We start from the raw sequence: 13673 nt of genomic DNA on the forward strand, positions 1-13673 counted from the left end.
CCGCTGCAACGCCGCCGGTATTGCACCGCTAGGCTGGGGGCATGGGAACAGCTGTCCGCAATTCCCCGGCGCCGCAGCCGGAGCTCTACCGTTTTTCAGCGCTCGATTACACCACCGTGGGGCTCTACGTGGCCGTCGCGGCACTCTTTGCCGTGGCAGGTCCGCTGCTTCAACCGTTGCTGCTGCAGCTCTCCCCGGACCCCACCGTCGCCGTCTACTCGGTCAACCTGCTCTTCTACGGCGGCGTAGGCATCCTGGCCGTCGCTGCCGCCCGCCGCGTTGCTTCCCGCGACCTGCGGGTGCTGGCCACCAGGCCATGGTTCACGCTCATCATGATTCCTGTTGCAGTGGTGGCCATGCTGATCCTGACGGCCATCCTGGTGGCCATCACCGGAGCCGTGCAGAACTCCGCCAACCAGGCCAACGTGCAGGCACTCGTCCAGCAGGTGCCGCCGTGGCTGATCGTGCCCCTGCTGGTCATCGTGGGCCCGTTTGTGGAGGAGTACATTTTCCGGCACCTGCTGATCGGCAAGCTGAGCCGGCGGGTCAACATCTGGGTGTGCTGCGCCCTGTCCACCGTGCTGTTCGCGGCCCTGCACATCGTGGGCCAGGAAACCCTGACCCTGCCCGTGCTGATGCCGTACCTCGCCATGGGCGCCACCCTGGTGTTCGTGTACGTGTGGACCGGTAAGAACCTGATGTTCTCCTACTTCGTCCACGCCGCAAAGAACCTGCTGGCCGTGGTGTTCATCTACGCCATTCCGCCCGAACTGATGGACCAGCTGCAGCAGGTCCAGCCCTAACAAGCCCTCATCCGGGCCCGCGGCCCCCTACCGCCGCGCACGCCGCCGTCGTACTTTTGGGTCATGGGACTCAACATTCAGATCGTCATCGACTGCAAGAACCCGCACGAACTCGCCGACTGGTGGGCGGAAACCTTGGACTGGGCCGTGGAGCCGCAGGACGAAGGATTCATCAGGTCCATGATCGACCAGGGGTACGCCACCGAAGCCGAAACCAAAACCCACCACGGCAAGCTCGTCTGGGCCACCGGCGCAGCAATCCGGCCGGCGGAGGAGATCGATGCCAAGGCGCCGGAGCGGCGGCTGCTGTTCCAGACCGCGCCGGAGGGTAAGACCGTCAAGAACCGGGTGCACTGGGACGTACGAATTGGCGACCGGGACAAGGATCAGGTGCGCAAAGAGCTCGAAGCGCGGGGCGCAACGTTCCTGTGGACGGCCAACCAGGGCCCCCACGAATGGCACACCATGGCGGACCCGGAGGGCAACGAGTTCTGCATCAGCTGAGGCGATTACTAGACTCGGACTGTGAGCAACGTATTCCCAGCCAAGGTATCCGACGTCTTTGACCCCTCCCGGTGGCGCACCGTGGCCGGCTTCGACGACTTCCAGGACATGACGTACCACCGGCAGGTGGAGCGTGATGCGGACGGCGCCGTGCTGCGGGACCTGCCCACGGTCCGCATCGCCTTCAACCGCCCGGAGGTCCGCAACGCCTTCCGCCCCGGCACCGTGGACGAGCTCTACCGCGCCATGGACCACGCCCGCATGACCCCCAACGTGGCCACCGTGCTGCTCACCGGCAACGGGCCCTCACCAAAGGATGGCGGGCACTCGTTCTGCTCGGGCGGGGACCAGCGGATCCGGGGCAGGGACGGCTACCGCTATGCCGAGGGCGAGACCAAGGAGACCATCGACCCCGCCCGCGCCGGCAGGCTGCACATCCTGGAAGTCCAGCGGCTGATGCGCACCATGCCCAAGGTGGTCATCGCCGTCGTGAACGGCTGGGCCGCCGGCGGCGGGCACTCGCTGCACGTCGTCGCGGACCTCACCATCGCCTCGCGCCAGCACGGCAAGTTCAAGCAGACGGACGCCACTGTGGGAAGTTTCGACGCCGGGTACGGCTCCGCGCTGCTGGCCCGCCAGATCGGCCAGAAGGCAGCCCGTGAGATCTTCTTCCTGGCCCGCGAATACTCGGCGGAGGACATGGTCCGCGTGGGCGCAGTGAACGAGGCCGTGGACCACGAGCGGCTCGAAGAAGTGGCACTGGAGTACGCGGCGGACATCGCAAGGCAGTCGCCCCAGGCCATCCGCATGCTCAAGTTCGCTTTCAACCTGGCCGACGACGGCCTGGCCGGGCAGCAGGTCTTCGCCGGCGAGGCCACCCGGCTGGCGTACATGACGGACGAGGCCGTGGAAGGCAAGGAAGCCTTCCTGGAGAAGCGCGACCCCGACTGGTCCCAGTTCCCGTATTACTTCTAAGCCCGCCCAACTCCGAAGGCAGCCCTGTGACTTCCCAGCCCCCCACCACTGAGCCCCCGAACATCGAACCCGCGCTTAAAGCGCTGGCGGACGCCCTCCACGGCGAGGGTCCCGCCGTCGAACTTTCCGCCGGTCCCGACGGGAACGTTGTGGTCTCCGCCGTGGAAACGCCGGGCTTCGAGGACGCTGCCGTGGTGGTGCGCACGTCGGGTTCCACGGGTGCGCCCAAGGCGACGGTCCTCACGGTGGACGCCCTGGCAGCTTCCTCGGTGGCCACCGCGTTCGCGCTCAAGGGCGAGGGCCAGTGGCTGCTGGCCCTCCCGCTGCAGTACGTGGCCGGCGTGCAGGTGCTGGTCCGTTCCCTCTTTGCCGGGACGCGGCCGTGGGCCATGGACCTGTCCGGCGGATTCACGCCGGAGGCCTTTACCGCGGCCGCCCTGGAGCTCACGGACAAGATCCGCTTCACGTCCCTGGTGCCCACTCAGCTGCAGCGGCTGCTGGACTCACCGTCGGCCGAAACGCTGGCCGTCCTGCGCCGGTTCAACGGCATCCTGCTCGGCGGCGGCCCCGCCTCGCCCGAACTGCTGGCCGCGGCCCGCGGCGCCGGTGCGCGCGTGATCACCACCTACGGCTCCGCGGAAACCTGCGGCGGCTGCGTGTACGATGGCTTCCCGCTCGAGGACGTGCTTGCCAGGGTGGACGGGGACGGCAGGATCCTGCTGGGCGGATCCACGCTGGCCGCGGGCTACCTGGACGCTCCCGGACTCACGGCCGACGCCTTCTTCGAGGAGGACGGCGTCCGCTGGTACCGCACCAGCGACCTCGGCTCCATCGACGCCACCGGGAAGCTCACCGTCCTGGGCCGGGCCGACGACGTCATCATCACCGGAGGCGTGAAGGTTTCGGCCACGCACGTGCAGGCTGAGCTGGAAAAGCTCGACGGCGTGCTGGCGGCCTTTGTGGCCGGCGTCCCGTCCGAGGAATGGGGCCAGGCCGTGGCAGCCTACGTTGCCGTGGAGGACAGCTCCCCCGCCGGCATCGCAGGCTTCACTGCACGACGGCACGATGCTTTGGGTGCCCTGGCGCCGAAAACCGTCCTCGCCGCCGACGAGCTGATGATGCTGCCCAACGGCAAACCGGACCGGCTGGGCATGACTGTTCAGCTGGACGCCCTGCATCAGGGAAAATAGAGAAGCTCTTCGCAAGCTGAACCGAACAACGAACCAATCGGAGTACTGACCGTGGCTACAGCCGCACAATGGATCCAAGGCGCCCGACCGCGCACCCTGCCGGCTGCCATCGCACCGGTCCTGATCGGCACCGCCGCAGCCTTCGACCTGGACGCTTTCAAGCCGCTCAACGCCGTCCTTGCCGCCATGGTGGCCCTGCTGCTGCAGGTCGGCGTGAACTACGCCAACGACTACTCGGACGGCATCCGGGGCACGGACGAGGACCGCGTGGGCCCGCTCCGGCTGGTGGGCTCCGGCGCCGCCAAGCCGGAGATGGTGAAGCGGGCCGCATTCGGTGCATTCGGGCTGGCCATGCTGTTCGGCCTGATCCTGGTAGTCATCACCCAGGCGTGGTGGCTGGTGTTGGTGGGCCTGGGCTGCGTTCTGGCCGCCTGGGGGTACACCGGCGGGAAGAATCCGTATGGCTACATGGGCCTGGGCGACGTGTTCGTGTTTGTGTTCTTCGGCCTCGTGGCCACCCTTGGCACCACCTACACGCAGGCCGGGCAGATCAGCCTGCCCGCCGTCATCGGTGCAATCGGCACGGGGCTGATCGCCTGCGCTCTCCTCATGGCAAACAACGTCCGCGACATCCCCACCGACATCCAGGCGGGCAAGAAAACCCTGGCCGTCCGGCTGGGCGACAAGCACGCCCGCGAAAGCTACGTCCTGATGCTCGCCGTCGCGATCCTGCTGGTGATTATCCTGGCGCCGGGACGTCCGTGGATGCTGATTGTGCTGCTGCTGATCCCCGCCAGCCTGATGCCGTCATGGCTGATGATCAATGGACGGAAGCGCAAGAGCCTTATCCCCGTCCTCAAGCAGACGGGCCTGATCAACCTGGGCTACAGCGTGCTGTTCTCCCTGGGCCTCGTGCTGAGCCACGGGCTGTAGGGGAACTGCCGAACCGGAGGGCCGGCTCAGGGTTCCTTGCGCTGGGCTTCCGTGCTGGGGGCTTCCGTTCTGGGGGCTTCGGTGCGGGGAGCTTCGGTGCGGGGAACCTCAGAGCGGACGGTGATGTCCGGGTTGGCGTCCACCAGGCTGTCCTCGGCGTCGGCGTCTTCAACCTCGCCGGCGGTCCGGATGGGCTTGGCCCGGCCGGAGAACCGCTCGTGCAGGGTGGCGGTGGCGGCGTCGCGCTGCTGCTGGAAGAACAGGTAGCTGATGGCGAAAGCGATCAGGCCGGCGCAGACTGCGGAGAGCAGCATTCCGATTTGAAGGAAGCTGAACAGTGCGAACAGCGGCACAAACAGTGCCAGACGGATCAGGGAGTATTTCATGAAGGCCACAGTCCAAGTTTAGCCGTCCGCCGCCTGCACCCCGGCCAAAGCCTCCTGACGGTAGACTGGTGGTATGCCCCGTGTATTGGTCGCCGTCGCCGTTCTTGCCATATACGTCTATGGCATCGTGGACGTGATCCGCACTGATAAGAACCTCACCAGGGGCATCTCCAAGACTGCCTGGATCGTCGTGGTTGTTGTCCTGCCGGTGGTGGGTGCGGCACTCTGGTTCATCATCGGACGTCCTCGCAAGGACCGCAGCGCGCCGCAGACCTACACCCGCACCACGGCCCCGGATGACGACCCCGATTTCCTGCGCAACCTGGAAATCCGCCGTCGCAACCAGGCCGAAGCGGACCGCCTTCGGAAGCTCAAGGACGAACTGCAGGCCAAGGAACGCAAGGTCAACGGCGGCACCCCCGGCACGAATGGCGCTGAGGGCAAGTCAAAGCCGAATGGCAGCCACCGGGGCGAGAAGCACACCGAGGAATCGCACCACCCCGAGACCGACGCCCACGGCACGGACGAGGTAAAGTAGGCTCTCCCCTCGGTCGCCCCCGGGCCCCGATCCCCTCACGCCTTGACCGGGCCGCGGCTCCGGCCCGCGCCTCCTCACCCATTTGCCGATTTTGGCCGCTAAACCTCCCGTAGAGCGGCCAAAAGTGGCAAAGGGCAGCGTCCGAAAGCGGCAACGTCCGAAGGCGGCAACGTCAGAAAGCGGCGCGCGGCCCGCCCGCACCAAACATCCCGGACCCTCACTTGTCCTCCACATCGACGTCGGATTGTGGATAACCCCTGTACCCCCACGCCGCCGGGCCACAATGCTTCTATGCGCCCTCCCTCCGAGCTCCCCGATCATCTTCGCGGCGGGCCCTTCACGCTGGAGCAGGCCCGGTCCGCAGGCCTGACAAGGCGCCGGCTGCGGGCCAGCGACCTCGCGCGGCCATGCACCGGAGCACGGGTTTCAGCATCAGCGGAGGCAACCCTGCTGCTCCGCGTCGCTGCTGTCGGCGCCGTCACGGGAGCTGTGGTCAGCCATCTCTCGGCAGCCCTGCTCTGGGGATTTCCGCTGCCGCTGACCTGGCAGAACAACGATCTGCTCCATCTGGCCTGCCCCGTCGGCCGGCGAGCCCTCCGGCGCAAGGGAGTGGTGGGCCACCAGTTGAGTCTGGAGCCGTCGGACATCACTCCGGGGCGGCATGTGCAATGCACTCTGATGCGGGCACGCACCGATTCCCCGAAGGAGACCGAGGTCAGGCTGCTGTTGCGCCGCTACGGCCTTCCCGAACCCGCCATCAACGAGCCGATGTTCGACGAGGCAGGCCGCTGGATCCAGGATCCCGACATGTCCTACGAACAGGAGAAGGTGGCAATCCAGTACGACGGCGGCCATCACGCCTCGGTCGCCCAACGCCGCAGCGATATCTTCCGCGACGAGGATGCCAAGGAGGCGGGCTGGCGGGTCGTGGTGCTGACCCATCTGGACCTCGACCTACTCGTGCCCGGCATGGAGCCGCGGGCCGTGACCCGCGTGCGCAAAGCGCTTGTGGAGCGCGGCTGGGCGCCGGAACCAGCCCGCCGTCGTCGTTGATTTAGTACAGCACCTCGGCCCTTTGACACTATTGGCCGCTAAGCGCACGGCTTAGCGGCCAATAGTGGCAAATTGTGCGGCAACCCGCGGTGCGGCTTACCGGTGCGGCTAACCGAGGCGGGGGAACCGCGGCGGCCGGGCGACCGGACGCGGCCCTAAAGCCCCGAGTACGAGTGCAGGCCGTTGAAGAACTGGTTCACTATGGTGAAGTTGAAGATCACGCAGAGGTAGCCCACGATCGACAGCCAGGCGGCACGGGTGCCGGTCCAGCCGCGCGTGGCACGGGCGTGCAGGTAGCCGGCGTAAACCACCCAGATCACGAAGGTCCAGACTTCCTTGGTGTCCCAGCCCCAGAAGCGTCCCCAGGCCTTCTCGGCCCAGATGGCGCCGAACATCAGGGTGAAGGTCCATCCGACGAAGGCGATGGCGTTGATGCGGTAGGAGAGGTTTTCCAGGCTGAGGGCGGACGGCACCAGGCGCATGAAGCCCAGCTTGTCCGCGCCGCCTGCCGCGATGGCCCTCTGCCGGTGCGCCTGCACCAGCTGCAGGGCGGACATCGCGAACGTCAGCGTGAACAGCGCGGAGGACAGCACCGCGATGGACACGTGGATGATCAGCCAGTAGCTCTGAAGCGCCGGTACCAGGTGACCCACCGGCGTCCAGTACGCCACGGATGCCGCCACCAGCATGATGATGGCCAGGCCGATCACGAACGTGCCCAGGAACCGCAGGTCGCGGCGGATCAGCACCAGCAGGAAGACAGCCACGGCCACGAAGGCGCCCGTGGTGAGGAACTCGTACATGTTGCCCCACGGCACCCGGCCCGCACCGAGGGCACGGGTGACCACCCCGGCGCCGTGGATCACGGCACCCAGCACCGTCAGGGCAACCGCGACGCGGGCGGGAACGCGGCGTTCGGCGGCGTAGCGCATGCCGGCGTCGGCGGTCTGACCGGCGCCTGCCGCGGCACCGCTCGAGGCACGGCTCGTGGACGACGACGGCCGCTCGGCACGGCCGGCCGGCCCGCTGACGTCCGAATCAGCACGGTCAACGTCGGTACGGTCAACAGCACCTCCGGTGCCAACACCGGCGCCCACCGGGACTTTGACTGCGACCGGCGCTGAAGCGCCCGCCGCGGCCGCAGCTTTGAGGTCAACGGCCTGGAGCGCCTTGCTGCTCTTGGCCAGATCCCAGGCGAAGGCGATAAAGGCAACCGTGTAGGTGCCGGCAGCCAGCAGCATAAAGAGCTCGCTGTACTGGCCCATGGTTTCGTTGATGGGGAGCATTACTGGTCCTTCTTCGAGTCGGATGAGCCTGCTGTTGACTGGATGAAGTCTTCTGTGGGCGCCGCATCGGAGGCCTCGCTGCGGTCGGTGCCCGCCGCGCCATGATCCGCCCGGCCATTATCCGCCTGGCCGCTGGGAACTTTCTGGGAATCGTCGTTCTGCGAGTCCAGGCCCCATTCGTCCGTCAGCAGCCCGCGGATCGTCTCAGCTTCTGCCGCAAGGCGGTGGTCCTCGCCGCGGGCCAGAAGCCCGTACTCCACCATGGTGCGGCCGTCGGGGTGGGTGCCCGTGCGGACCCAGACCCGGCGACGGTTCACGTAGAGGGAGGTCACCAGCCCGGCCACGGCGAGCAGCGCGAAGATCAGGGCGTAGAGCTGGCCCGGGTTGTGATGGATGTCCACGCCGATGTAGCGCTTCACGCCGTCAAAGCTGATGGAGCCCTTGCCGTCCGGGAGCGTGTAGGTGCTGCCGGGAGCCAGGGTGATGCCGCCGGCGTCGAGGTTCCGGGCGTTCAGCGGCGTCAGTTTCTTCACGTCGAGCTCGAAGACGTTCTGCGGGGAGCCCGCGTCCAGGCCGAGGTCGCCGAAGTACGAGTTCAGGGTGAGCTGCGGGTTGATCAGCTCCGGGTCCCCGCTGAAGGAGACGCCTTCCTCGGTGACGAACGCGGTGGGCAGGAAGAAGCCGGCGAACCCGAGCTGGTCCGGCTTGGCATCGGGAACCTTGATCACCACGGAGGAGTAGTAGTTGTCCCCCTGCAGCTTGGCCACTACCGGGCCCTGCATGGCGACGTTGCCGGCGCCGTCGCGGATGGTCACCACGGGGGCATAGCCGTTGCCGGTGAGGTAAATGCTGGTGCCGCCCAGGCTGACGGGGTCGTTCACCTTCAGCACCTGCTGCTCCGCGGGCGCATCCGGTGTTTCCCGGGTGGTCACATCGGCCTTGAAGTCGATGGGCTGGCCGAACTTGCCCTTCGATTCACGGTCGAACGTGATCTGGAACTTGTCCAGCTGGATGGAGTAGGGCTGGAGCTGGCTGCTCTGGAAGTTGGTGCCCGGGGTGAACTGGTCGTAACCCACCAGGGTGTTCACGAACGTGTCGCCCTCCACCAGGATCCGCTGCCCGCTGTACCCGAACAGGCCGCCGGCCGCCACGGACACCAGCACGCCGATCAGCGAGGTGTGGAACACTAGGTTGCCCACTTCCTTCAGGAAGCCGCGCTCGGCCCCCAATGAGGGCCGCGCGCCGTCGTCGTCCCTGACGTCAACGCGGTAACCGCGTTTCTTCAGCTTCGCTGCAGCGTCCGCAATAGCGCGCGACGCCGGGATCCCGGCGTCCGCGGGAATGACCAGCGTGCCGTACTCGGGCAGGCGGGAGAGCCTGGCCGGAGTGCGCGGGGGCTGGGAGCGCATGGCCTTGTAGTGGGCGATCGCGCGGGGAACCACGCAGCCGATCAGCGAAATGAACAGCAGGATGTAGATGGCCGAGAACCACGCCGAGGAGTACACGTCATAAAGCTGGAGGGAGTCCAGGATCTTGCCGTAGTCCGGGTTGTCAGCAATGTACTGCGTGACGATCGAGGGGTTGGCGGGGCGTTGCGGGAACAGCGATCCGGGAACCGCAGCAACGGCCAGCAGGAGGAGCAGGAACAGCGCGGTGCGCATGCTCGTCAGCTGGGTCCAGGCCCAGCGCAGCATGCCCTTGAGGCCAAGCGCCGGAAGTGCGGCTTCCGCCTTGGCCTTGGCCACGGGAGTCGCCGCGTTCTTGTTCTGGGCTGTGTTCTCCGCTGTCTCGTCCGCGGGTGCAGGCTTGTTCTTGTCGTTCACTCGCTCGCTCATCAGATCGGCAATTTCACATCGGTTTGGAACCAGTACTGCAGCCCGGAAACCCAGGCGCCCCAGACCCCGCTGGCCATCAGCAGGCCCAGGACCACCAGGATTCCCCCGCCGATCCGCTGGATGGCGAGGCGGTGCTTGCGGAAGAAGGACATCACGCCGACGCCGCGGCGCACGGCCAAGGCAATCAGCAGGAACGGGATGCCCAGCCCCAGGCTATAGACGAAGGCCAGGAACGCGCCCTTGGCGGCCGAGGACCCTCCGGACATGCTCAACAGCTGGACGGCGGAGTAGGTGGGGCCGATGCACGGCGCCCACCCCAGTCCGAAGGTGATGCCCAGCAACGGTGCACCCCACAGCCCGGCCGGCGGTTTGGCATGGATCTTGGCGTCCCGCTGCAGCCAGCTGAATCCGCCCATGAACACTACGCCCATGATGATTACCAGGATGCCCAGTACCTGGGTGATCCATGCGTTCTGGCCGCCGCTGATCATGGACCCCAGCTGGCCGAAAGCCCCGCCCAGCAGGACAAAAATCACGGAGAAACCGAGCACGAACAGGCCGATTCCGGCAAGCATCCGGCCGCGCTTCTGCTTCTCCAGGTCCACGCCGGTCAGTCCGGTGACATAGCCCAGGTATCCGGGCACCAGGGGCAGGACGCACGGCGAGAGGAAGGACACGAGTCCGGCGAGCAGCGCCACGGGTATGGCGAGCAGCAGGGAACCGTTCAGGATGGCTTCGGCGAAGGGGCTGTTCACGGTGGGGGCGCCGCTACTCTGCCACGGCGGCGGCTATGAGGGCTTTGAGCGTGCCCTTTTGGATTTCGCCCAGGACGCGGGAGGCTACCCTGCCCTGCTTGTCCAGCACCAGCGTGGTGGGCACGGCGCCCGGGGGGACCAGCCCGGAGACGGCCAGGAGCACGCCGCCGTCCTTGTCATGGAAGCTGGGGTAGGTCAGGTTGAAGGTCTTGTCGAACGCCTCGGCGGCGGCCTTTTCATCGCGGAGGTTCACGCCGTAGAACTGCACGCCCTGCTCCTTGAACTCCTGGTGCAGGGCTTCGAGTGACGGGGCCTCGACGCGGCACGGCGCGCAGGCAGCGAACCAGAAGTTGAGCACCGTGACTTTGCCGACAAAGTCAGCCGGCTCCACGGTGGTGCCGTCGAACAGGGTCCCCTTGATGGTGACGGCGGATTTCCGGTCGGCAGCGGCGAATTCGGTAACGGATCCGTCCCCGGCCACGTAGTTCTTGTTGTCCCCTGCCCTGGCCTGTTTGGCCAGGGCGTCCTCCTGGGCGCACGCGGACAGTCCCAGGGTGAGGGCGGCCAGCCCCAGGCCGCCTGCTGCGAGGACACTGCGGCGGGACGCAGCGTTCGTCATGTCATTTCGTGCGCTGGCTGCCTTGTTGAATTTGAATCCGGCCACGTTCAGGCCCCCGGAGTGTTCGATGCGCCAGGCAAAAGTGCGGCGGCAGGCTCGCTGTACTCAACGCGCAGGACGGCGCCGTCGTCGTCGAACACCAGCGACGTGATGGACGTGAGCGTGCATTCGCGCTTGCGCGGATCGTGCCAGAGGGGCTTGCCTTCGGCGCTCAGGCGGGTGGACCAGATGGGCAGCTGGTGGCTGACCAGGATGGCTTCGGCGTGATCGCCGCCCAGCTCAATGGCTCGGAGGCGTGCGTCCTGCACTGCTGCGATAACGCGGGCCGCCTGGGCCTTGTACGGCTCGCCCCAGGAGGGAACGAACGGGTTGCGCAGGTGCGGCCAGTGCTTGGGCTTGAGGAGTTCAGCCTTGTTGACCCGGAGGCCTTCAAAGTGGTTCCCGGCTTCGATGATGCGCGCCTCGGTATTGATTTCGAGGTTCAGCGCTTCGGAGATGGGGAGGGCGGTTTCCTGGGCGCGGGTGAGTGGTGACGCCACCAGGTGCACAATGTTCGCCCCTTGCGCAGCGCGGTCGCTGAAGTGCACGGCGAGCGTCTTGGCCATCTGCTGTCCGAGGTCGGAGAGGTGGAATTCCGGCAGCCGTCCATAGAGGATGCCGTCCGGATTGTGGACCTCGCCATGGCGAAGAAGATGAACAGTGGCTTGGGGCATGTCTACCAGTTTCTCAAAGATGTCGGGCGATCTGAAATCTTCTACAGGAAGTAGAACTCAGAAGTTTGGAGAAATGTTCCCCGGAGTTGGAATAAAAGATGCAAATGCATGTTTATACTGGGTGAAGCAGTTAGTTGAGACTTCAACCAAGGAAGTTTTGGCTGGCGATCAGATGTCCTTCGCAAGAGACTTTCCACCACAGAAAACAAGGAGCAACACCATGGCACTGCCCGCCAACATCACCACCGGCACCTGGACCCTCGACAACTCGCACAGCGAAATCGGGTTCACCGTCCGCCACGCAGGCATCAGCAAGGTCCGCGGCCAGTTCACGGACGCCGTAGCCACGCTGGACCTCGCCCAGAACGTTGCCGACTCCAAGGTCAACGCCACCATCCAGACCGCCAGCTTTGACTCGGGCGACGTCAACCGCGACGGCCACGTCCGCGGCGAAGACTTCTTCGACGTCGAGAAGTTCCCGGAGATCTCCTTCGTCTCCAATGCGATCGTCCCCAAGGGCGACGCCTACGAACTCCAGGGCGACCTCACCATCAAGGGCGTCACCCGCCCGGTGGCCCTTGAGACCGAGCTCCACGGCGTGGCTGTCGATCCCTTCGGCAACACCCGCGCCGGCCTCACGGCAGAAACCACCATCAGCCGCAAGGACTTCGGCCTGACCTGGAACGCCGTCCTCGAAGCCGGCGGCGTGCTGGTCAGCGACAAGGTTGCCATCAACCTCGAGCTCGCGTTCATCGCCCCCGCTGCCTAATTACCTGCCTTGTAGCAACCGGTAGATACTGCACCGCCACAGCGCCCCGCTCCGTCCCTGCGACGGAGCGGGGCGCTGTGTTTAATGCACATGATTCGGCGCCGGATCCCTATCCGATGTGGCCGCCTGACTCGACCGGTCAGAATACCTCTTCCGAATGATCCACCGGGCGGCCGGAGCGCGGTACGGTTGAACCAAACCATGCTGGGGGCAGGGAACCGTTACTGATCCCGGTACCTGATTAATCAGTAGTCGACCCGCAAAGGACCAACTATGAGCACCCCTCCAGCAAACCCGGCCGGCCCGAACGAACCTGAAAACGGCAAGCCCGTCCCCGATGCCCCGCAGTACGGGCAGAACGCACCGCAGTACGGGGAGAACGCTCCGCAGTACGGCCAGCAGTCCCCCGCGGCTCCCCAGTACGGCCAGAACGCACCGCAGTACGGCCAGCAGCCCCCGGCCGCACCGCAATACGGCCAGAACGCTCCCCAGTACGGGCAGCCGCAGTACGGGCAGCAGCCTCCTGCCGCGCCGCAGTACGGGCAGCAGCCGTACGGGCAGTCGCAGCAGCCTTACGGGCAGGCGCCGCAGCAGTACGGCCAGTCCCCGTACGCCCAGTACCCGTCCGAGCAGCCGCAGGGTGTCGCAGCCGGCGGTGTGCCGAAAATGGTCAACAACGCGTTCTGGATGATCATTGCGGCGGGCGTCTTGTGGTTGGTCTCCCTGCTGATCGCCATTCCCGCACTCGATGATCCGGCCATGCGCAGCACGTTCGAGGATCAGATGCGGACCAGCGGCGCGGACGTGGACTTCGAGTCGATCAAGGGCCTGATCATCGGCATGATGGTGGTGGTGGGCCTCATCGGCGCAGGCCTGTACGCATTGGTTGCGTTCAACGTGCGCAAGGGCAAGAACTGGGCGCGCATCCTGGGCACCGTCCTGGCCGCCCTGTCGATCTTCAGCCTGTTCCCGCTCAGCCTCGGAACCCTCTCGGGCCTGCTGGGCATCGCGGCGATCGTGATGCTGTACCTCCCGGCGTCCGCACCTTACTTCCAGAAGCAGCAGCCTTTCGGGGGTCCCTACTCCCAGCCGGGCAACCCCTACGGCCGCTAGTCCGGCCGGCAGACGCAGCACCAAACCGAAGCATCGGCGTTTCCACAGCCAGAGGGCGTGGACTTTGGATGGCCGGGCGAATTCAGTCGCCCGCCTCCGGAGTCCGCGCCCTTTGCGTCTGCCCGGCAATCTCTTGAGCCGAAATTGAGCTGCAAACCCTGCCCAGAAGACCCCCGCAGGCGGTACCGTGTTACCAAAATC

The 13673-nt window shown here is 66.2% G+C and carries 15 protein-coding genes; 9 read left to right on the plus strand and 6 right to left on the minus strand.

What is annotated here, in order from left to right; translation table 11 throughout:
- Positions 1-41: 41 nt before the first annotated feature.
- From WMN78_RS07540 to WMN78_RS07560, 5 genes are all read left to right on the plus strand, one after another.
- Complete coding sequence (locus tag WMN78_RS07540) at positions 42-803, plus strand: lysostaphin resistance A-like protein (protein WP_340533002.1); 762 nt, start codon at positions 42-44, stop codon at positions 801-803.
- Positions 804-866: 63 nt separating this feature from the next.
- Complete coding sequence (locus tag WMN78_RS07545; RefSeq protein WP_305942090.1) at positions 867-1307, plus strand: VOC family protein; 441 nt, start codon at positions 867-869, stop codon at positions 1305-1307.
- Positions 1308-1328: 21 nt separating this feature from the next.
- Positions 1329-2282 (plus strand): 1,4-dihydroxy-2-naphthoyl-CoA synthase, encoded by a 954-nt coding sequence (locus tag WMN78_RS07550; RefSeq protein WP_340533005.1) that lies wholly within the window; start codon positions 1329-1331, stop codon positions 2280-2282.
- Between the two features lie 26 nt (positions 2283-2308).
- Positions 2309-3472, plus strand: a complete 1164-nt coding sequence (locus WMN78_RS07555; RefSeq protein ID WP_340533007.1) for an AMP-binding protein — start codon at positions 2309-2311, stop codon at positions 3470-3472.
- 51 nt (positions 3473-3523) lie between these two features.
- Complete coding sequence (locus tag WMN78_RS07560; protein ID WP_340533009.1) at positions 3524-4405, plus strand: 1,4-dihydroxy-2-naphthoate polyprenyltransferase; 882 nt, start codon at positions 3524-3526, stop codon at positions 4403-4405.
- Between the two features lie 26 nt (positions 4406-4431).
- Here WMN78_RS07560 and WMN78_RS07565 read toward each other — a convergent pair whose 3' ends face one another.
- Positions 4432-4791, minus strand: a complete 360-nt coding sequence (locus WMN78_RS07565; RefSeq protein ID WP_340533073.1) for a DUF4229 domain-containing protein — start codon at positions 4789-4791, stop codon at positions 4432-4434.
- 73 nt (positions 4792-4864) lie between these two features.
- Between WMN78_RS07565 and WMN78_RS07570 the strand changes: the two genes are divergently transcribed.
- The gene (locus tag WMN78_RS07570; RefSeq protein ID WP_340533011.1) at positions 4865-5329 is read left to right on the plus strand and encodes a PLDc N-terminal domain-containing protein; all 465 of its coding nucleotides are present in this window, start codon (positions 4865-4867) and stop codon (positions 5327-5329) included.
- A gap of 291 nt (positions 5330-5620) precedes the next feature.
- A complete protein-coding gene (locus WMN78_RS07575) occupies positions 5621-6382 on the plus strand; it encodes a hypothetical protein (protein WP_340533012.1) in 762 nt (253 codons plus the stop codon).
- 155 nt (positions 6383-6537) lie between these two features.
- Here WMN78_RS07575 and ccsB read toward each other — a convergent pair whose 3' ends face one another.
- From ccsB to WMN78_RS07600, 5 genes are read right to left on the minus strand one after another with little or no spacing between them, the layout of a single operon-like run.
- Entirely contained in the window at positions 6538-7668 is a 1131-nt protein-coding gene (gene ccsB, locus WMN78_RS07580; RefSeq protein WP_340533013.1) for a c-type cytochrome biogenesis protein CcsB, read from the minus strand.
- On the minus strand, positions 7668-9503 hold the full coding sequence (gene resB / locus WMN78_RS07585) for a cytochrome c biogenesis protein ResB (protein WP_340533014.1): 1836 nt from the start codon (positions 9501-9503) through the stop codon (positions 7668-7670). The genes ccsB and resB overlap by 1 nt, the downstream gene beginning before the upstream one ends.
- Complete coding sequence (locus WMN78_RS07590) at positions 9503-10258, minus strand: cytochrome c biogenesis CcdA family protein (RefSeq protein WP_011693118.1); 756 nt, start codon at positions 10256-10258, stop codon at positions 9503-9505. Before WMN78_RS07590 ends, resB begins: the two co-directional genes overlap by 1 nt.
- 13 nt (positions 10259-10271) lie before the next feature.
- Positions 10272-10877: a TlpA disulfide reductase family protein gene (locus WMN78_RS07595; protein WP_340533018.1), complete on the minus strand. Its 606-nt coding sequence runs from the start codon at positions 10875-10877 to the stop codon at positions 10272-10274.
- A gap of 47 nt (positions 10878-10924) precedes the next feature.
- A complete protein-coding gene (locus tag WMN78_RS07600) occupies positions 10925-11590 on the minus strand; it encodes a histidine phosphatase family protein (RefSeq protein ID WP_340533019.1) in 666 nt (221 codons plus the stop codon).
- Between the two features lie 220 nt (positions 11591-11810).
- Between WMN78_RS07600 and WMN78_RS07605 the strand changes: the two genes are divergently transcribed.
- Together WMN78_RS07605 and WMN78_RS07610 are read left to right on the plus strand one after the other, a co-directional pair.
- Positions 11811-12359, plus strand: coding sequence for a YceI family protein (locus WMN78_RS07605; protein WP_340533020.1), 549 nt, complete (start codon positions 11811-11813; stop codon positions 12357-12359).
- Between the two features lie 273 nt (positions 12360-12632).
- Positions 12633-13472 (plus strand): hypothetical protein, encoded by an 840-nt coding sequence (locus WMN78_RS07610; protein ID WP_340533022.1) that lies wholly within the window; start codon positions 12633-12635, stop codon positions 13470-13472.
- Positions 13473-13673 lie beyond the last annotated feature (201 nt).

It is taken from the genome of Arthrobacter oryzae (genome assembly GCF_037911235.1).
Lineage (GTDB): Bacteria > Actinomycetota > Actinomycetes > Actinomycetales > Micrococcaceae > Arthrobacter > Arthrobacter oryzae_E.

What these genes read in the sequence shown, in the direction of transcription:
- WMN78_RS07565 (WP_340533073.1), bottom strand. Translation starts at nt 4,791, where the DNA reads ATGAAATACTCCCTGATCCGTCTGGCACTGTTTGTGCCGCTGTTCGCA.
- WMN78_RS07570 (WP_340533011.1), top strand. Translation starts at nt 4,865, where the DNA reads ATGCCCCGTGTATTGGTCGCCGTCGCCGTTCTTGCCATATACGTCTAT.
- resB (WP_340533014.1), bottom strand. Translation starts at nt 9,503, where the DNA reads ATGAGCGAGCGAGTGAACGACAAGAACAAGCCTGCACCCGCGGACGAG.
- WMN78_RS07595 (WP_340533018.1), bottom strand. Translation starts at nt 10,877, where the DNA reads ATGACGAACGCTGCGTCCCGCCGCAGTGTCCTCGCAGCAGGCGGCCTG.
- WMN78_RS07545 (WP_305942090.1), top strand. Translation starts at nt 867, where the DNA reads ATGGGACTCAACATTCAGATCGTCATCGACTGCAAGAACCCGCACGAA.
- WMN78_RS07610 (WP_340533022.1), top strand. Translation starts at nt 12,633, where the DNA reads ATGAGCACCCCTCCAGCAAACCCGGCCGGCCCGAACGAACCTGAAAAC.
- WMN78_RS07540 (WP_340533002.1), top strand. Translation starts at nt 42, where the DNA reads ATGGGAACAGCTGTCCGCAATTCCCCGGCGCCGCAGCCGGAGCTCTAC.
- ccsB (WP_340533013.1), bottom strand. Translation starts at nt 7,668, where the DNA reads ATGCTCCCCATCAACGAAACCATGGGCCAGTACAGCGAGCTCTTTATG.
- WMN78_RS07605 (WP_340533020.1), top strand. Translation starts at nt 11,811, where the DNA reads ATGGCACTGCCCGCCAACATCACCACCGGCACCTGGACCCTCGACAAC.
- WMN78_RS07575 (WP_340533012.1), top strand. Translation starts at nt 5,621, where the DNA reads ATGCGCCCTCCCTCCGAGCTCCCCGATCATCTTCGCGGCGGGCCCTTC.
- WMN78_RS07600 (WP_340533019.1), bottom strand. Translation starts at nt 11,590, where the DNA reads ATGCCCCAAGCCACTGTTCATCTTCTTCGCCATGGCGAGGTCCACAAT.